Below are 18,342 nucleotides of genomic sequence, written 5' to 3' on the forward strand. Positions count from 1 at the left end.
CGGCCAGGGCCTCGGCCAGCGTCGACTGCTTGAGGACGAGCGCGGCCAGGCCGGCCAGGCGGGGGGCGACCGGGGCGGGTCCGGGGTCGGTCACGGGGGCCTCTCGACGCGTGGGCACAGCACGAACGCCCCCGGCCGAGGTCGGCAGGGGGACCCCCCGAGTGTACGGGTGCCGCAGGCGACGGGCCCCGGTCAGCCGGTCAGCCGCGCACCGCCACCGTGGGCCGGCAGTCGCAGGTCTCGGAGCAGGGCAGGAACGTGTGTCCCGCGTGGCCGCACTCCAGGCACGGCAGGTCGTGCGACAGCAGGGTGTGATGCTCCTCGACGACGTCCCACATGGCCCGACCTCCTCGCGTCGGCACCGGGTGCGGCTCTGGCCGCCGCTCAGCCCGGTACAGAGGAGACGGTCGGTGGCGCCGCCCATGACGCCGTCCCGGGCGGCGCGTTGTCACGTGCCGCGAGGGCGGACCATCAGGGCGTCGTACTCGATGACCCCCAGTCGGAAGCGCTGCCGGGAGACGGGGTACATGCCCACGAGATCGAACCCCGCCGCCCGGTACTCGCCCAGCTGCTCCTCGAGCAGCGGCATGCCCTCGTACAGGGGCAGGCAGGCGACCTCGGACTGGAGGCCGAGGATCTCGGGAAGCCGGTCGCCGGCACCGCGGAAGGCGGGCAGGTCGAAGCCCTGCGTGTCGAGCTTGAGGAAGATCCGAGGATGCTCGATCCCGGCCACCGCCTCGTCGAGCACACCGTCGAGCCGCCGGACCTGGATCGTGTGCGACTGCGGCTCGCGCAGGTCGCTGGACCACTTCTTGCCGAAGTCGCTGGCCGGGAGCAGCGAGCTCAACGTCCGTCCGGGGGTGACGTGGATCTCGGCAGTCGCCTCCGCCTCGCCGAGGGCGAGCTCGTGCACGTGCCACGCCGGGTCCTTGCCGGCTCGCCTCCGCAGCCGGGCGGCGAAGTCGGGAACGGGCTCGAAGGATACGATGCGGCCCTGGTAGCCGCCGTTCCGCAGCCGCCGGGCGTACTGACCGACGTTGGCCCCGACGTCCAGGACGCAGTTGATGGCCAGGCGGTCCAGCATCCACACGGTCATCTCGGCGCTCAGGAAGCGCCCGAGCCCTGCCTGGACCGTGCGCATGTGGGCGCGCGCGGCACCCTCGTCGTAGACCAGCTGCGTCCGGGCCTCGGGCCGGCCCACCTGTCGGGTCCGGTACTGCGGCGCGCGGCCGGTCGCCACCACCCACAGCCCCGGGAGCAGCCGGCGCGGCACGAACCGACGGGGCCCGGGTCGACGCACCATCGATCCCGCCTCAGCCCACGCCGTGCTCGCGGACGAAGCCCAGGATCCGCTCCGCGAGCTCGGGCCGGCACACGACCAGGTCGGGCAGGGAGACGTCGCGCTGGTTGTACACCAGCTCCGACCCGTCGATCCTGGAGCAGTGGAGCCCCGCCGCCCGGGCGACCGCCACCGGCGCGGCGTTGTCCCACTCGTACTGCCCACCGGCGTGCACGTAGGCGTCGGTGACGTCGCGCACCACCGAGATGACCTTCACGCCTGCCGAGCCCATCGCCACCAGCTCGGCGTCCAGGTCGGCGGCCAGGGCCTCCACGAACGCGGGGGGCCGGGTGCGGGACACCGCGATCCGGGGGCGCGCCGCGCTGCTCGGGGGGACCTGCGGTGGGGCGGCGGTGCTGAAGGTCTCCCCGAACGCCGGCTGCGCGACGGCACCGGCCACCAGCGCCCCGCGCTCCCACAGCGCCACGTGCACGGCCCAGTCCTCGCGCGGGGGCTCGGAGAACTCCCGGGTCCCGTCCAGCGGGTCCACGATCCAGACCCGCTCGGCGGTCAGCCGGGCGAGGTCGTCCCGTCCCTCCTCGGAGAGGACGGCGTCACCGGGCCGGTGCCTGGCCAGCAGTGCCATCAGGAGCTCGTGCGCGGCCAGGTCGCCGGCGTCCTTGAGCGCCCGTCCCTCCAGGCCCTCGGCGCGCACCTCCAGAAGGCGGTCGCCCGCGCGGGAGGCCAGCCAGGCCGCGAGGTGGTGGTCGTCGAGCAGAGCGGGGTCGAGATCGGTCACGGGAGGAGTCTGGCAGGTCCGCGGCGCGAATGGCCCAGACCACTTCGCTCCGGGCTCCCCCGAGGGTTCCCCGCGGGGGAGGCGGTGGTTAGGGTTGAGCCGTTGGCCATGGGGGCCACCGGGGCGGCGCACGCCCGTGGCAGATGTGGGGGGCTCGTCCATGAAGCTCGTCAGGCGTTCCATCACGGCGTTCTCGGCTGTCCTGCTGGCAGCCTCGACCGCCACCGTCGTCTCGGTGGCGACGGCGCCACCTGCCGCGGCAGCCGACCAGCCCCGACCCGGCCACACGTCGCTGGTGCCCTCCGTCCCGCGCAACAACACCCCGCGCATCAGCGGCGGGGAGATCTGGGACATGGAGATCGTCGGCAACCGGGTCTTCATCGTCGGCGGGTTCACCTCCCTGACCAACACGGCCTCGGGCAACACCACGACGGTCAACCAGGCCCTCCTCGCGGCGTACAACATCAACACGGGGCTGATCGACACCACCTTCCGGCCGACGTTCGGCGGCGGGGGCGTCAACGCTGTCGAGGCCTCCCCGGACGGGACCAAGCTGTACGTCGGCGGCACCTTCAACACCGTCAACGGCGTCTCCAAGCGCAAGCTGGCCTCGCTGAACCTGACCACCGGCGCCCCGATCGCGGGCTTCACCGCGCAGGGCAACGGGCAGGTCAACGCGATCGCCGCCTCCGACACCACGGTGTACGCCGGTGGCCGGTTCACCAAGATCAACGGCACCACCCGGGTCGGGCTGGCCGCCGTCAACGGGAGCACCGGTGCCGTCGACCTCGGCTTCGACAACCAGCTCTCCGGTGGGATCGGCGTCAACGGCACCCTCACCGTCCAGCAGCTCAAGCTCACCCACGACAACAGCAAGCTGCTGGTGGTCCACACCGCCCGCAAGATCGACGGCCAGGACCGCTACGGCGTCGGCCTGATCGACACCGCCTCCAAGCAGCTGCTGCCGTGGCGCAGCCGGATCTGGGAGGACAACCTGCAGTTCGTCGGCGGCATCCAGCGGATCTACTCCGGCGACATCGCCCCCGACGACTCCTTCTTCGTGGTGGGCAGCGGCTCCGGCGGGGACCGGCCGCCGATCAACGACACCGCGATCGCCTTCCGGCTCACCGGCGGCGACAACCAGCAGCCGCTGTGGATCTCCCGCTGCTTCGACAGCGTCTACTCGGTGGCGATCACCGAGAGGGCCGTCTACATCGGCGGGCACTTCCAGTTCAACGAGTCCCCGACGGCCAGCGACCCGTGGCCGGGCCTGGACAACGTCGGCTACGGCACCGGCCAGGGGCTCTCCGGCTACGGCCTGGGCGACGAGGTCGTCCGGCGCGACCACCTGGGCGCGCTCGACCCGGCCACCGGCAAGGCGCTGGAGTGGAACCCCGGCTCGAACTCCTTCGAGGGCAACAAGGCGATGGAGGCCACCAGCCGCGGCCTGTTCGTCGGCGGCGACGGCATGATGCAGGGCGGGATCCGCACGGGTCGGGTCGCCTTCTACGACTTCAACACCGTCACCACCTCGGCCAACGACACCACCATCACCAGCCCGATCGAGGGCCGCGTGATCCCGGGCGGCCAGCAGTTCACCATCCAGGGGACGGCCCTCGCGCCCAGCGGCGTACGCCGCGTGCAGGTGGAGGTCGTCAACGGCGGCGGACGCTACCTCCAGGACGACCTGACCACCTGGGGGGCGTCCAACACCATCAACGCGACCCTGGGCGCGACGTCGGGCAGCACGCGGGCCTGGTCGCTGACGCTCACCATCCCGACCACCCAGAAGCTCACCCTGCGGGCCAAGACGTTCGCCACCAACGGCACCAACGACCCGACCAAGGCGGTCAAGAAGATCGAGACGTTCGTCTTCTCCGACCTGGCGCCCGACACCTCGATCACCTCGCCGTCGGGCAGCCTGCTCACCTCGACGACGTTCATCGCCTCCGGCACCGCAAGGGACGACTTCGGCGTCAACGCGATCAGCCTCTACCTGCGCGACGCCAACGACAACTACGTGACCGCCGACGGCCAGCTCACCTCGGAGTACACCACGTTCCGTATCGAGCCCGACGTGGTCGGCGCCACCGCGGCCACCTGGCGCTACGAGGTGAACCTGCCCCACGAGGGCGCCTGGCGGATGGGGGCGATGGCGATCGACACCGCCGGCCAGTCCGACCTGCGCTGGGCCAACCGCGACTGGACCGTCGACACGAGCGGAGCACCGCCGACGGTGACGATCACCCAGCCGATCTCGGTGATCCCGCCCACGACCTCGCCCGCGCTGACGATGACGCCCGGGGCCCCGCTCACCTTCCGTGGCACCGCTGCGGACGACCAGGGCCTGGCCAGCGTGGAGATCTCGCTGCGCAACTCGGTGACCCGCGAGAACCTCGCCTCGGACGGCACCTGGGGCACCGGCGTGCAGGCGGGCAGCTACCGCGTCTCCCCGGCGGGGATGAACCAGACGTCCTACAACTGGTCCTACACCACGCCGTTCAACCTGTCCCCGGGCATCTACTCCTTCTCGGTGCGCGCCACCGACCACCAGGACCTGACCACGTCGTCGACGTTCCGGGGCAGTCTGACCATCAACGTGGCCGTCCCCGGTGACGTGGCGCCCAACGGGCTGCTCAACTTCACCGGGACCGACCAGTCGATCGAGGTGCTGCACCTGGACCTGGCCGGGACCGCCACCGACGACCTCGGCGTGGGATCGGTGAAGGTCGCGCTGCAGGACAGCGAGACCAGCAAGTACGTCCAGCCGGACGGCACGCTGGCTGCCGGCTTCGCGACGCTCAACGCGACCCTTGCCTCGCCGGGCGCGACGAGCACCACGTGGACGCTGCCGGTCAACCTGCCCGCCGCGGGCAACTACGGCGTGACCGCCTACGCGGTGGACAGCTCCGGCCAGTGGGACACCTCGACCACCGGCGCCACGGCGCGCTACCTGGTGTTCCCCGGGGACGCCGATCCCACCCTGGTGGAGACGCTGCGCAGCCCGCAGTCCGGCACCACCTTCGGTGAGTCCCGGATCGTCGTCAGCGGCCGGGCCGAGGACGACGTCGCGATGGCGCGGGTCGAGGTCGCCATCGTGAACGGCTCCGCGCAGTACATGTCCTCCAACGGCTCGTTCAGCAGCACCGAGCGGTGGATCACGACGTTCCTCAACAGCCCCGGCTCGCCCGGCTCGAACTACTCCTACACCACCCCGGCCATCCCGGCTGGCAGCTACACGGTGAAGGTGCGGCCGGTCGACAAGCACGGGCAGTACCCCGTGTCGACGGACTCGACGGTCACCGTCGCGGCACCGGCGGGGAACCTGCCGCCGGTGGCGTCCTTCACGACCTCGTGCGTGCAGAACTCCTGCACCTTCGACGCCCGGGGAACGACCGACGAGGACGCCGCGACCGTGACGTACGCCTGGTCGTTCGGCAACGGCACGACCGGGACCGGCTCGCTGCCCACCCGCATCTACTCCACGGCCGGGACGTTCACCGTGACGGTGACGGCCACGGACGAGTACGGCGCCACCTCGACGGCCTCGGGGACGGTGACCATCAGCGAGCCGCCCACCAACGTGGCGCCGACCGCGGTCTTCCCGCCGCCGACGTGCGTGCTGCTGGTGTGCAACGTCTCGGGCGCCGGGTCGACGGACCCGAACGTCGGCGACTCGCTGGTGTACTCGTTCAACTGGGGTGACGGGACGCCCGTGGGAACCACGGCCTCCGGCTCGCACACCTACGCCGCCGCCGGGACCTACACGATCACCATGACCGTGTCCGACGGCTGGGGCCGCGCGGCCGCACCGGTCACCCGCACGGTGACCGTGGCGCCGTAGCCACCACGGAGGTGACCCGACCGCACGGCCCCCTCCTGGTGACAGGGGTCCCCCGGTCGGGCACCACCTGGCTGGCGAGGCTGCTGGCCAGCGCCCCGAGGACGGCGCTGGCCGGCCGTGAGCCGATGAACCCGCGTGGCCGGCAGTACGCCCTGGGCGGGACCCTGACCGGCTGGACCCGGCTCACCGAGCCGACCCGTCGCCAGCGCTGGGCCCTGCGCACGGCGTACCACGGGTGGAACCCGCGCACCTTCGGTCGCTACGGGCGCGGGCAGTGGCGCGCACCGCTCCCCGGGGTCAGGGTCGTGGTGAAGGACCCGTTCGCGATGCTGTCGGTGCCCGCGATCAGCCGGGTGACCGGCGCGCGGGCCGTCCAGGTGTTCCGGCACCCCGGGGCGGTGCTGGCCAGCTACCGCCGGATGGGCTGGCGCCCCGACCTGGCCGAGATCGCCGGGCTGCTCGACTGCGGCGTGGACCACGGGCCGCTGGTGTATTCCCTGTGGGAGGCGGGGGCGGAGGCGATGAGCGAGGCAGAGCGCATGGGCGTCTTCTGGGCGGTGCTCAACGGCGTGGCGCTGGCGGACCTCCCTCTGGCTCCGGGGACCGTCGTGGTGGCCCACCACGAGCTCGCCGGGGGCGGGGCCTCCGCGGCCCGGGTCCTCTTCGGCGAGCTGGGCCTGCGGTTCGGTGAGGGGTCGGCCGCGGAGATGACCGGCGGTCGACCATCCGCGGCTTCCGACGAAGGCCTGCACCGGCTCAACCGCGACCCGGCCCAGGTCGCCGAGTCGTGGCGGCGCCACCTCGACCCGGCCGAGGTCTCCCGCATCGAGGAGGTCGCCGGCCCGGTGCTCGAGGCGATGAACCGGGTGCGGCTCCCCCTCCCCTGACCCGTCGCTGTTTTCCCGCCGACCCGTCGCTGTTTTCCCGCCGACCCGTCGCTGTTTTCCCGCGGAGCCCGCGCACGTCGTACGTGCGGTGCAGACGTCGGCTCCGTCGGATGACGTCCGGCGCGGTTCAGGTCTCGCCGAGCCGCGCGATCTCCGGCCCGGTGAGCAGCTGCTGGAGCTCCTGACGCCCGGCCTCGTCGAGACGGCGGTCGTGGTGGTTGGGCGTCTCGGTGTCGAACCAGGCCATGCCGACCACGTCCTGCTGGACCGCGGTCTGCACCGCGCGTCGCAGCCAGAGCGCTGTCCGCATCGGATCGGCGGGGTCCGGCGCGGTGGCTACCTCGGGCACCACCAGCGGCAGGTCGGGGACGACGGCCCGGATGGGCTGCAGGAGCCCGGCGAACTCCACCCAGGGACTCGGCCGGGTCGGCTGCCACGGGTTGTAGAGGTCCACCCCCAGCAACGGTGCCCCCGGAACGAGCCAGCCCTGCGGGTCGCGCTGCGAGAGGTGGTGCCGGAAGGTCCAGGTCATCAGCACGGGCACGACCGTCACCGGGGTCCCCTCGGCGCGGGCGAGGGCCCGCTGCTGGAGAGCCACCCAGTCCTGCCGGGAGTGGTCCGGGCCAACGTCGTTCTCCGGCTCGTGGTGCAGCGCGAGGAGAACCGGGGCGTCCACGTCGGCCAGGGTGCCGAGCACGTCGTCCAGCCACGCGTCGTACTCCCCGCGGGCCACCGCCGCCCAGCTCCCCGGCAGCTTCGAGGAGACGAACGGCAGGATGCCCGCGGACACGTCGCCGCGCGCCGCCTCGGCCATCAGGGGCACCTGGTCGGCACGGTAGAAGCGCCGCGTCATGCTCATCGCGGCACCGCCCAGATCGGGCCGGGCCGCAGCGGGCTCGAGGCTGCCCAGGCTCGCGCCGAGGTAGAGCCGGCCCGGTCCGGGGTCGCCGGGGAATCGGCCGGGGTCGGCGGGGGTGCTCGACCGGGCTCCCGGGCGGGGCTCCTCGCCGTCGGCCCGGCAGCCGCCGAGCACGAGCGCGGAGGTCGCGGCCGTGGCGAGCAGGGTACGTCGGGACAGCCTGCTGCCCGGCACCTCGCCTGCAGAGCCGGTCTCCCCCATCCAACGATTGTTGCACCAGGCGTTCAGCGGCTCCCGCCACTTCCGTCACACCGAGTGACCGAAACTCTCACTTGTGGGGGGTTGCTTCCTGTGCCAGGTGCCGGTTTCCCCGCCCGGGCGGGGAAACCGCGCACTACCATGGCGAGACGGGCGGCCGCCGGGCCGACCAAGGGACCTCCGGGGGGAGACGAGCATGGGTGACACCGTGTCCGTCTCGTGCCCGCACGTGGTCTACCTCGGCGGGTTCGGCCGCTCCGGCAGCACGCTGCTCGAGCGGATCCTGGGGGCCGTCCCGGGGTGGGTGAACGTCGGGGAGCTCGTCGACCTGCCCCGGTCGGTGTACCCGCACCGGGAGCTGTGCGGGTGCGGCGAGAGGTTCACCGACTGCCCGTTCTGGAGCCGGGTCGGACAGGACGCCTTCGGCGGCTGGTCCGACGAGACGCTCGCCCGACTGGCCGGCCTGCGGCTGGACGTGGCGCGCCAGCGACAGGTGCCCCAGCTGCTGAGGCTGGCCCGCGGAGGCGCCCCCGGCAGCGAGCTGGCACGTCGCGTGGCGGCGTACCAGGAGGGCTACGGACGGATCTACCGGGCTGTCGCCCGCGCCGCGGGGGCCACGGTGGTGGTGGACGCGAGCAAGGGTCCGGCGCACGGCCTGGCGCTCGGGCTGAGCCTGCCCCACGGTCCGGGCAAGGGCTACACGCTCGGCATGGTCAACCTCGTCCGCGACCCTCGCGGGGTGGCCTACTCGTGGTCCCGGCGGCAGGTGGAGCGGCCCCAGTCCGGCACCGACCCGCGGCCGATGTGGTCGATCAGCGCGTCACGCTCGGCGGCGCAGTGGGCTGCCCTGCAGACCGAGATGGCCCTCATCGGCTCGGTGGCCGGGGTCCCCACCCGCCGGCTGCGCTACGAGGACCTCGTCGCGCGGCCGCGCCGCGCGGTGCTCGAGCTCGTGCACGGTCTCGGCCTCCCGCTCCCGGACGGCGGCCTCGACCACGTCGGCGAGCACGCCGTCACCCTGGCGGCCAGCCACGGCCTCTCCGGCAACCCCAGCCGGTTCCGCCACGGGCGGATCGAGCTGTCCGCCGACGTGGAGTGGCAGCGGGCCATGCCGGCGCGGGACCGGCGGGTCGTCACCACGGCTACGCTTCCCTGGCTGATGGCCTACGGGTACCCGCCGGCGCGACCGCGCGGGACGGAGCCGCACACGAGCAGCAGGGCGGAGCGAGGATGACCAGGCAGACGGCTGACCCGACGGGACCCGGGACCGCCTCGACGCTGCCGCTGGTGTCCGTGGTGATCCCCACCCGCGGGCGCCCGGAGCTGCTGCGCGAGACCCTGGCGACGATCGTGGCCCAGGACTACGCCGGGCCGATGGAGATCCTGGTCGTGCACGACCGGGAGGAGGCCGACGCGACGCTGGCCGAGCTGGGCCGGGAGGGCCGGCGGGTGTCCGCGATCACCAACGACGGGACGCCGGGGCTCGCCGGGGCACGCAACTGCGGGGTCCGCCACACCAGCGGGGAGATCGTCGCCAGCTGTGACGACGACGACCTGTGGCACCCCGAGAAGATCCGCCGCCAGGTCGAGCGACTGGAGGCCGACCCGCGCCTGCTGGCCGTCGGTACCGGCATCCGGCTGCTGATGGGCGACCGCGACGTGGACTGGCCCGGGAGCCAGGAGCTGGTCAGCCACGACCGGCTCCTGGAGAACCGGGTGAAGGAGCTGCACAGCTCGACGCTCGCGATCCGCCGGCGCGCCTTCGCCAAGGCCGGGGAGTACGACGAGCAGCTCCCGCACGGCTACGGCGAGGACTACGACTGGCTGCTGCGAGCCTCCCGCGTCGGCCGGGTCGGCGTGGTCACCGAGGTGCTCGCCGACATCCGCAAGGACGTGCCCTCGTGGTTCCGCGGCCGGGCGGTGAACACCGCGGAGGCGCTGGAGTACCTGCTGGCCAAGCACCCCGACTTCGCTCGCAACCCGCGCGGGCACGCCCGGATCCTCGGCCAGATCGCCTACGCCCACGGCACCGCCGGTGAGCGCCGAACGGCGCTCACCTACGCCGGCCGCGGGCTGCGCGCCTACCCGCTGGCCCCGCACGCCTGGCTCGGCCTCCTCAGCGCCGGCACCGGCGTCGACCCGCAGCAGGTGCTGACCCTCGCCCGCCGCTTCGGCCGGGGGGTCTCGTGAGCCGGCTGCCGAACTTCCTCTACATCGGTCCGGACAAGGCGGGCTCCTCCTGGCTGCACGAGACGCTCATCCGGCACCCTCAGGTCTACCTGAGCCCCGCGAAGGACCTCTACTTCTTCGACCGGTACTTCGACCGTGGCGTCGCCTGGTACGCCGACCAGTTCCGGTCCGCCCGGGACGAGCCGGTGGTCGGCGAGATCTGCCAGGACTACCTCTTCCACCCCTTGGCCGCGGAGCGGATCGCCTCGGTCCTCACCGAGCCACGGTTCATGGTGTCGCTGCGCGACCCGGTCGAGCGGGCCTGGTCCTCGTTCCTCTACGCGCGCAAGCACGGCGTCGGCCCGGCGGACTTCATGGCCGCGCTGCGCACCGAGGACTACCTGCTCGAGCACAGCCGCTACGCCACCGGGCTGGACCGGTTCACGGCGCGCTTCCCCCGCTCCGCCCTCCACCTCGCGGTCTTCGACGACCTCTCCGCGGACCCGCAGGCGTTCCTCGACGCCACGACCGACTTCCTCGGCATCGACCGGATGCCGCTGCGCGAGGAGGAACGGGCCGCCCGGCTGTCCGCGGCCAGCGCCCGTTCGGTCCGGGTGGCGCACACGGTACGCCGGACCGCCGACTGGGTGCGCGAGCACAACGGCGCGCGGGTGGTGGGCGCGGTCAAGCGCTCGCCGCTGGTGCAGCGGGTGCTCTACCGGCCGCTGGACAAGGGTGCGCTGCGGCCCGACCCCGAGGCGGTCGACCTGATCCGCGCCGAGCTCGGCGGGGAGCTGGACCGGCTCGAGAGCGACTACGGCCTGGCCCTGCGGGACCGGTGGGGATGGCCGTGACCGGGACCTACCTGCAGGTGCCCCCACGCCGGGCCCGCCGTCCGGTGCGGCGCCCGCGGGTCGACGAGTACTGGCCGCTCGCGGCGTACTTCTACCTCTACCCGCTCTGGTGGGTGCTGGGCATCTCGAAGGTGGCCATCTTCCTGCTCGCGGTCCCGATGCTGTGGACGCTGCTGCGCCACCGCCGGATCCGGGTGCCGCAGGGGTTCGGGATCTACGCCCTGTTCCTGGTGTGGGTCGCCGTCGGAGTCTCGATGCTGTGGGTCCAGGTCCCGGGCACGGAGGAGAAGAGCGGGCTCGGGCCCCTGGTCGGGTTCAGCTACCGCGCGCTGTGGTACGCCTCGGTCACCATCGCGTGTCTCTACGTCCTGAACGCCGACCGGACCCGGCTCACCGCGCAGCGGATCTACCGGATGCTCGGCTTCCAGTTCCTGGTGACCACGGCCGGTGGCCTGCTCGGGGTGCTGCTCCCCCACCTCGACTTCCCCTCGGTGCTGGAGCTGTTCCTGCCCGACTCGGTCACCCGGCAGGAGTTCATGAACGCCCTGTTCCACCCGCGGGTCGCCCTGTCGTCGCGGTTCCTGGGCTACACCCAGCCCCGCGTCACCGCGCCGTACTCCTACCCCAACACGTGGGGCAACGCCTACGGGCTGCTCCTCCCCTTCTTCCTGTTCAGCTGGTTCGGGCGGGCGGCCGGACGCCGCCGCTACGTCGCCCCGCTGATCCTGGCCGTGTCGTTCGTGCCCGTGGTCTACTCCCTCAACCGCGGGCTGTGGCTCGGCCTGGCGCTCTCGGCCGCCTGGCTGGTCGGCCGCCGGCTCGTGGCCGGGGACGTCCGGGCCCTGGCCGTCGGCAGCGTCGCCACCGTGGTGGTCCTGGTGAGCCTGGTGCTCACCCCGCTGGGCACCACGATCGCCACCCGGATCGCGACCCCGCACAGCGACGAGCGGCGTCAGGCGACGGTCGGTGAGGTCTTCCGCACCACCTGGGAGAGCTCCCCGGTGCTCGGGTACGGCGGGACCCGGCAGATGGTCGGCAACTTCACCTCGCTCGCCGGGACCGGACCGCCCGGCTGCCACCAGTGCGACGCCCCTCCGCTGGGTACCCAGGGGTTCTTGTGGGGGCTGGTGTTCATGACCGGGTTCGTGGGAGCGGCGCTGCTGATGGCCTTCCTGCTGTGGCACTTCGTGCTCAACGCCCGGCGTACCACCCAGCTGGGGCTGGTCGCCTCGACCGTGCTGCTGGCCAGCATGTTCTACTTCCTCTTCTACGACGCGCTGGACCTGCCGATGCTGGTGACGATGATGACGGTCGGCCTGGCCGCCCGGGACCACGCTCCCCCACCGCTGCTCGGGCAGACCCGCCGATGAGCACGCCCCTGCCCTCGCCCCTCGCCCAGCTGCTCACCGAGCTGGGCGTGGACCCGGGACGCGCCCGGCTGGTCCGACGCTCCGCGGGCGCCCCGGCGTACCTGTGCCTGCCCTCGCCCGAGCGGCCCCAGCTGCTGGTGCCGCTGGAGCGCTGGGCGGGGGTGATGGTCGCGGAGCGCCGGGCCCGCGGGCGCCGCGCTGTCGCCGCCAAGCAGGCGGTCTCCCTGGCCCTGACCACCGGGCTCCTGGGGACGTTGCCTGTTCCTCGCCTGCTGGTCGACGACCCGGCCCTCACCGAGCTGGCGCGCTGGGTCGGCGGCGCGGACGGCTACCGGCTGGGCGTGCTCAGCGGACCGCCGCGGGCCAACCGCAAGCCGGTGCTTCGGGTCTTCACCCCGGCCGGGACCACCTGGGGCTACGCCAAGGTCGGGAGTACGCCGCTGGCCACCGAGCTGGTGCGGCACGAGGCGGCCGCCCTGACCCACCTGGCCCAGGTCGACCTGCCCGGCCTGCGGCCGCCCCAGGTGCTGCGGTCCGGGACGTGGCGGGACCGCGCCGTCCTGGTCACCAGCCCGCTGGCCGGACCCGCGTCCCACCGGCAGCCCGCCGCCCTGCCCGTGGGGCCCACCCGCACGCTGTTCTCGGTGGGCGCCCGGAGCGACCTGCCCGTGAGCGCCTCGTCGGTGTTCACCGGGTCGGTGCCCCCCGAGGAGCTGGGCCGGCCCGGCGGCGAGCTCCTCCCCCTGGCGGAGCGCCTGCGCGAGGCGCTCGGCGACCGCCGCCTGCCGCTGGGGGCGGCCCACGGTGACTGGACGCCGTGGAACATGGCCTGGACCGGCGGCGTGCTGGAGGCCTGGGACTGGGAGCGTTTCGCGACCGACCTGCCCGCGGGCCACGACGTCGTGCACTTCGAGTCCTCCTTCGTCCAGGCGGCCGACCCCGGGCCGGGCGAGGAGCGACTGCTCCACGAGCTGCCGGGCCAGCTGTCCAGGTGCGGGCTCGACCCGGCGCTCACCCACCCGCTGCTGGCGCTCTACCTGCTCGTGGTGGGTCGCCGGTACGCGCGTGACCTGCGCCGTGAGCACGTATCCTCGGTGGCGGCGCGCCTGGACTGGGTGATCCGGCTGCTCCGGGTGACGACCGCACGAGTGGAACAAGGAGCGCCCGCGTGAACCTCCGCAAGATGGCGCCGGTCGGGCTCCGCGTCCAGGGACGCCGGGCCGGCGTGTGGTGGGGCGAGCGGACCGCCTCCCGCCGCCCCCTGCCCGACTTCCTCGTGGTGGGTGGCCAGCGCTGCGGGACCACCTCGCTGTTCCGGGCGCTGATGGCGCACCCCCAGGTCCTGCGCCCACAGCTGCACAAGGGCGTCAACTACTTCGACCTGCACTACGACCGCGGCGAGGCGTGGTACCGCGGCCACTTCCCCGTCCGCGGCACCGACCCGCGGATCCGGGTGTTCGACGCGAGTGGCTACTACATGTTCCACCCGCTGGCCCCGGAGCGGATCGTGCGCGACCTGCCCGACGTCCGGGTCATCGCGATGGTGCGCGACCCGGTCGAGCGCGCCTGGTCGGCGTACAAGCACGAGCTGGCCCGCGGGTTCGAGTGGGAGCGCTCGTTCGCCCGCGCCCTGGAGCTGGAGGACGCCCGCCTCGAGGGCGAGGTCGAGCTGATGCGCGCCGACCCCGGCTACCAGAGCTTCAACCACCGGCACCACGCCTACCGGCGACGCGGCGAGTACGCCCGGCTCCTCGCGCCCTTCGTCGAGGGTCTGGGCCGGGACCGCGTCCTGGTCGTCGAGAGCGAGTCGTTCTTCGCGACGCCCCAGGCCGAGTACCAGCGCATCGTGGAGTTCTTGGACCTCGACCCGTTCCTGCCGGAGAGCTTCGAGCGCTACAACGCCCGGCCCGGCTCAGGTCTCGACCCGGGTGCGGCGGAGTGGCTGCGCGCGCACTACACCCCGCACGACGAGGCGCTCGGCACCCTGCTGGGCCACCAGCCCTTCTGGCGGCAGGCCGCGCATGACTGAGCACCCGCTGCCCCGGCTCGCCGACTACACCTCCCACGTCCGCAGGCACGGGGTGCGACTCACCGTCACCGCCCTGCTGGGCGCGGTCATCGGCGCGGCCCTCTTCTGGAGCCTGCCGCACCGCTACGTCGCCACGTCGGTCGTCGCCCTCTCCCCGCAGCTGAGCTACCTCTCGCTGAGCAGTGACGAGGAGCGACCGACCCTGGTCACCCTGGACACCACCGCCGCCCTGCTGCGCTCGGACCAGGCCCTCGGAGCCATCTCGGAGGCGATGCGCGTCAGTCCCGAGTCCGCCGACGCCCGGATGGAGATCTCGGCCAAGCCCGGCTCCCGGGGGCTGGTGATCCAGGTGCGCGGGGACTCCCAGAGGCAGGCCGTCGCCGGCGCCAACGCCGCGACGAAGAGCCTCCTGGACCAGCAGCGAGTCGCCCTCGAGCTGGACCGCGACCGCGTCCGGCTGCTGAAGAACCGAGCCGCCCTGGTCCGCGCCCAGGCGCAGCAGCAGGTGCTGGAGGGCTCACCCGCGGGAGGGCTCCTGGACACCGCGGAGACGCTCCAGCGACGGCTGGACGCGGCCACCACCACGAACAATCCCACCTCGACGGTGATCCTCCGGGCGGATCCCGTGGAGTACCGCCCGGGCCAGGTCGAGGTGTTCGTGGCCAGCGGGTTCGTCCTGGGCCTGGTGGTCGGGATCCTCTCCACACTGCTCGGTCGACGTCGCGGTTGACCGCGGCCCGTTCACCCGCGGCGGGCACCCGCCCGCCTGTATGCTTCACGCGACCGACACGCGGGAGGACTGACAACGCCATGGACGCACCCGACCCCGCTGCGCCGGCGCGGGTGAACCTGGCGGCTGCGGTCCGTGCCCATCTCCTGCTGGTCGTGCTGATGACCCTGGGTTTCGCCGCCCTCGGCGCCGCCGCGGCGCTGGTGGTGCCGCAGGAGTACTCGTCGAGCACCCGGGTCCTGCTGCTCCCGCTGGAGGGCAACCCGTACAGCCCGGGAACCCAGGGCAGTGACCTGACCAACCTGGAGACCGAGGCGCAGGTGGTCAGCTCCGACGTCATCGAGCAGCAGGTGCGAGAGGACCTCGACGCCAGGTTCGGCAAGCCCAACGTGGGCAAGGGACTGTCGGTGGCGGTCACCCCCAACACGCAGATCATCAAGATCACCTACGGCAACGCCGACGCCGCCGTCGCGAAGGCGGTGTCCGGGCAGTACGCGCAGAGCTTCCTGGACTACCGTGCCGAGCGGCGCACCGCCTACCTGGACAGCCGCCGAACTGCGCTCGAGAAGCGCATCGACGAGCTGACCACCCGGCTCGACCAGCTGCGCCGCGAGGGTCGGGGCAACCTCGACGCGCAGGTGAAGGCGCTCGGCGGGCAGCTGCTCAACCTCCGCCTGCAGCTGGCGTCCCTGGACGCGGGCGACTCCTCCAGCTCCGGCGAGATCCTCGCCAAGCCCTCCTCGAAGGCGACCGGGCTGAGCCTGCCCGTCTGGGCGGCGGCGCTGGCCGGGGCGGTGGTCGGGCTCGCGCTCGGCCTCCTCTGGGCCGTGCTGCGCGAGCGCCGACGGGGCCTGCTGCGCAGCGTGGACGACCTGGAGTACCTGGGCATCCCGGTCCTGGGCCGCCTGGGCCCGGCGACGGAGCACACCGTCGGCAGCGGACCGTCCGACGCCGCCTTGATGGTGGGCGCCGTCCTCAACCGCCGCGTCGAGCGGCCCAGCACCGTCGCGGTGAGCGCGGTCACCACCCCGCCGGCCGAGGTGCCCTTCGCCGAGGACCTCGCCAGCGCCCTGGCCCAGGGCGAGTCGGCGGTGCTGCTCGTCGACGCGGTGGGGGTGGCGACGAAGGAGCCGGGGCTGTCCGAGGCCCTGAACACCGCCGAGCTGGGGGACCAGCTCTCGCCCACCCCGGGTGCGGTGGCCACGCTGAGCGCGGGACAGCACCCCGAGGAGGCCGCCCGGCTCTACGGCAGCGCGCGCATGGAAGCGCTGCTGGAGCACGCGATGCAGCGGTTCCCGTGGGTGGTGGTCCGGGGCAGCGGGACCGAGCGCACGCCAGGACGGGCGACGGTCGGCGCCTGCCGCTACTGGGTCCCGCTGGTCGTGCTGGGCAGCACGACCCGCGACGAGCTGGACCGCAGTCTGACCTGGGCCCGCACGACCGGGACGCAGACCCTGGGCGTCGTGGCGGTCCACCCCGCGGCGGCACAGCGACGACCCAAGCACGAGGCGTCCGCCGCCGTCGATGAGTGAGAGCCGGGAGCTCCACCGGCTCGCCCGTGGCGGCCTCGGTGGCCTGCTGGCCTCGGTGATCACCGGGCTGGGCGGCCTGGCGTTCATCACGATCGCGGCCCGGGCCTTCCCCAAGGCCGACGTCGGCGTGGTCTTCACCGTCACCTCCCTGTTCCTCATCGCCCTCGCAGTGGTGACCCTCGGCTCGGACATCGGGCTGGTCCGCTTCGTGGCGATGCGCTCGGAGGAGGCCGACAGCGACCATGTCGCAGGGGTCCTGGTGGCCACTCTGGCCCCGGTCGTGGTGATCTCGGTCGGTGCCGCAGCCGGCCTGTGGTTCCTGCTCCCGCTGCTCGGTGACGGACCGCTGGTCCAGCTGGCCCGGCTGTTCGCGCTGTTCCTGCCCTTCGGTGCGGTGTCCAACCTCGTGCTCGCGGCCACCCGCGGCCTGGGCACGGTCCGTCCCACCGTGCTCGTCGAGAGCCTGCTGCGCCAGGGACTGCAGCCGCTGCTCGCCCTCCTGGTGGCGCTGCGCAGCGACGACGTGCTGTGGCTGGGGCTGGCGTGGGTCACGCCGTACGCCGTGTCGAGCGTGGCCGGCACCGTGGCGTTCCGTCGGCTCTGCCGCCAGCGGGGCGTGGCCGCCTGGGTGTCTCCGCGATCGCCGGCCGTGGTCGGTGTCCGCCGCGAGCTGTGGGCGTTCAACGGTCCGCGAGCGGTCACCCAGATTGCGCAGATCGGCATCCGCCGCGCCGACATCCCGATCGTGGCGGCGCTGGCCGGGCCCAGCGCCGCTGCCGTGTACACCGCGGCTTCCCGGTTCGTCGCCGCCGGGCTGCAGGGGATCAAGGGGATCCAGCAGATGGTGGGTCCGCAGATCGCCCGCCTGGTGGCCGCCGACCGCATCCCGTCGGCGAGCCTCGCCCTGCGCACCGCGACCACCTGGAACGTGGTGATCGCCTGGCCGTTGTACCTGGTGTGCGCGGTGGCGCCCGGGCTGGTGCTGCTGCTCTTCGGTCGCGACTACGAGTCCGGGACCCCGGTGGTGGTGATCCTGGCGCTCGGCATGCTCATCGGCACCGCGGCCGGGCCCGTGGACATCGCGCTGCTGATGCTGGGCCGCAGCGCCCAGAGCCTGGTCAACAACATGACCGCGCTGGTCACCAACCTGCTGCTGAACTTGACCCTCGTGCCGGTGGTCGGCATCACCGGCGCCGCACTCGCGTGGAGCGTCGCGATCGTGGTCTCCAACGCGCTGCCCACCTGGCAGATCCGGCCGATCCTCGGCAGCGCCGCGGACCGGCACACGGCCCTGGCGGCAGGGCTCGCCGTGGCCGCGTTCGCGGTCCCCCCGCTGCTGGCCCGGCTGGCGGGCGTGGACTCCCTCACGGCGCAGGCGGTGCTGGTGGTGCTCGGTGGCCTGGTCTACCTGGCCCTGCTGCACACCTGCCGTCGCCCGCTGCGGCTGCCCGAGCTGGCCGGGGCGGTACGCCGGCGTCGCGGCCGCCAGCCGCAGGCGACCTGAGCTGCGCCCGTTCAGTGGGCGAAGTCCCACGGCTGCGGGCACGGGCGGAGGTGCGCCTGCGCAGCCGCTCGGCTACTGGTGCGTACGACGCACCTGGTACGTCGTACGCACCAGTAGCCGGGAGTGGCGGGGCGCGGCGGGGCGGCCCCGCGAGCGCCGGTCAGAAGAGCGCCGGTCAGCCGACGACCGGGCGCGCGCTCGGGGCGGCGTGCGGTGGGACCTGGTGCG

The 18,342-nt window shown here is 73.3% G+C and carries 15 protein-coding genes; 11 read left to right on the top strand and 4 right to left on the bottom strand.

From position 1 onward, the window contains the following. Window positions 1–200: 200 nt before the first annotated feature. The 3 genes from PLP61_RS06450 to PLP61_RS06460 all read right to left on the bottom strand — a co-directional run bounded on the left by PLP61_RS06450 (window position 201) and on the right by PLP61_RS06460 (window position 2,078). Window positions 201–338, bottom strand: coding sequence for a hypothetical protein (locus PLP61_RS06450; RefSeq protein ID WP_324501526.1), 138 nt, complete (start codon window positions 336–338; stop codon window positions 201–203). Between the two features lie 110 nt (window positions 339–448). After that, window positions 449–1,303, bottom strand: coding sequence for an FkbM family methyltransferase (locus PLP61_RS06455; protein WP_324501528.1), 855 nt, complete (start codon window positions 1,301–1,303; stop codon window positions 449–451). Window positions 1,304–1,313: 10 nt separating this feature from the next. Continuing rightward, window positions 1,314–2,078 (bottom strand): 3'(2'),5'-bisphosphate nucleotidase CysQ, encoded by a 765-nt coding sequence (locus PLP61_RS06460; RefSeq protein WP_324501530.1) that lies wholly within the window; start codon window positions 2,076–2,078, stop codon window positions 1,314–1,316. Window positions 2,079–2,238: 160 nt separating this feature from the next. Here PLP61_RS06460 and PLP61_RS06465 point away from each other — a divergent pair, with 160 nt between their 5' ends. Together PLP61_RS06465 and PLP61_RS06470 are read left to right on the top strand one after the other, a co-directional pair. After that, window positions 2,239–5,922 (top strand): PKD domain-containing protein, encoded by a 3,684-nt coding sequence (locus PLP61_RS06465; RefSeq protein ID WP_324501532.1) that lies wholly within the window; start codon window positions 2,239–2,241, stop codon window positions 5,920–5,922. 11 nt (window positions 5,923–5,933) lie between these two features. Continuing rightward, window positions 5,934–6,809 (top strand): sulfotransferase, encoded by an 876-nt coding sequence (locus PLP61_RS06470; protein ID WP_324501534.1) that lies wholly within the window; start codon window positions 5,934–5,936, stop codon window positions 6,807–6,809. Window positions 6,810–6,936: 127 nt separating this feature from the next. Here the strand turns inward: PLP61_RS06470 and PLP61_RS06475 are convergent, their stop codons facing one another. Next, the gene (locus PLP61_RS06475; RefSeq protein ID WP_324501536.1) at window positions 6,937–7,929 is read right to left on the bottom strand and encodes a hypothetical protein; all 993 of its coding nucleotides are present in this window, start codon (window positions 7,927–7,929) and stop codon (window positions 6,937–6,939) included. Window positions 7,930–8,122: 193 nt separating this feature from the next. On the opposite strand from PLP61_RS06475, the gene PLP61_RS06480 reads away from it, so the two are divergent. The 9 genes from PLP61_RS06480 to PLP61_RS06520 all read left to right on the top strand — a co-directional run bounded on the left by PLP61_RS06480 (window position 8,123) and on the right by PLP61_RS06520 (window position 18,114). Continuing rightward, window positions 8,123–9,160: a sulfotransferase gene (locus PLP61_RS06480; RefSeq protein WP_324501537.1), complete on the top strand. Its 1,038-nt coding sequence runs from the start codon at window positions 8,123–8,125 to the stop codon at window positions 9,158–9,160. Then, window positions 9,157–10,116: a glycosyltransferase family 2 protein gene (locus PLP61_RS06485; protein WP_324501539.1), complete on the top strand. Its 960-nt coding sequence runs from the start codon at window positions 9,157–9,159 to the stop codon at window positions 10,114–10,116. The genes PLP61_RS06480 and PLP61_RS06485 overlap by 4 nt, the downstream gene beginning before the upstream one ends. Further along, window positions 10,113–10,949, top strand: coding sequence for a sulfotransferase family protein (locus PLP61_RS06490; RefSeq protein ID WP_324501541.1), 837 nt, complete (start codon window positions 10,113–10,115; stop codon window positions 10,947–10,949). The genes PLP61_RS06485 and PLP61_RS06490 overlap by 4 nt, the downstream gene beginning before the upstream one ends. After that, window positions 10,946–12,319: a hypothetical protein gene (locus PLP61_RS06495; protein WP_324501543.1), complete on the top strand. Its 1,374-nt coding sequence runs from the start codon at window positions 10,946–10,948 to the stop codon at window positions 12,317–12,319. The genes PLP61_RS06490 and PLP61_RS06495 overlap by 4 nt, the downstream gene beginning before the upstream one ends. Then, entirely contained in the window at window positions 12,316–13,491 is a 1,176-nt protein-coding gene (locus PLP61_RS06500) for a hypothetical protein (protein WP_324501545.1), read from the top strand. Before PLP61_RS06495 ends, PLP61_RS06500 begins: the two co-directional genes overlap by 4 nt. After that, window positions 13,488–14,348 carry a sulfotransferase family protein gene (locus PLP61_RS06505; protein ID WP_324501547.1) on the top strand — a complete coding sequence of 287 codons (861 nt, stop codon included), beginning with the start codon at window positions 13,488–13,490 and terminating at the stop codon, window positions 14,346–14,348. Before PLP61_RS06500 ends, PLP61_RS06505 begins: the two co-directional genes overlap by 4 nt. Further along, complete coding sequence (locus tag PLP61_RS06510; RefSeq protein WP_324501548.1) at window positions 14,341–15,078, top strand: YveK family protein; 738 nt, start codon at window positions 14,341–14,343, stop codon at window positions 15,076–15,078. Before PLP61_RS06505 ends, PLP61_RS06510 begins: the two co-directional genes overlap by 8 nt. A gap of 80 nt (window positions 15,079–15,158) precedes the next feature. After that, entirely contained in the window at window positions 15,159–16,610 is a 1,452-nt protein-coding gene (locus tag PLP61_RS06515; RefSeq protein ID WP_324501550.1) for a Wzz/FepE/Etk N-terminal domain-containing protein, read from the top strand. Next, on the top strand, window positions 16,603–18,114 hold the full coding sequence (locus PLP61_RS06520; RefSeq protein WP_324501552.1) for a lipopolysaccharide biosynthesis protein: 1,512 nt from the start codon (window positions 16,603–16,605) through the stop codon (window positions 18,112–18,114). Before PLP61_RS06515 ends, PLP61_RS06520 begins: the two co-directional genes overlap by 8 nt. The last annotated feature ends 228 nt before the right edge of the window (window positions 18,115–18,342 follow it).

It is taken from the genome of Nocardioides sp., assembly GCF_035429765.1.
In the GTDB taxonomy this organism is placed as follows: domain Bacteria; phylum Actinomycetota; class Actinomycetes; order Propionibacteriales; family Nocardioidaceae; genus Nocardioides.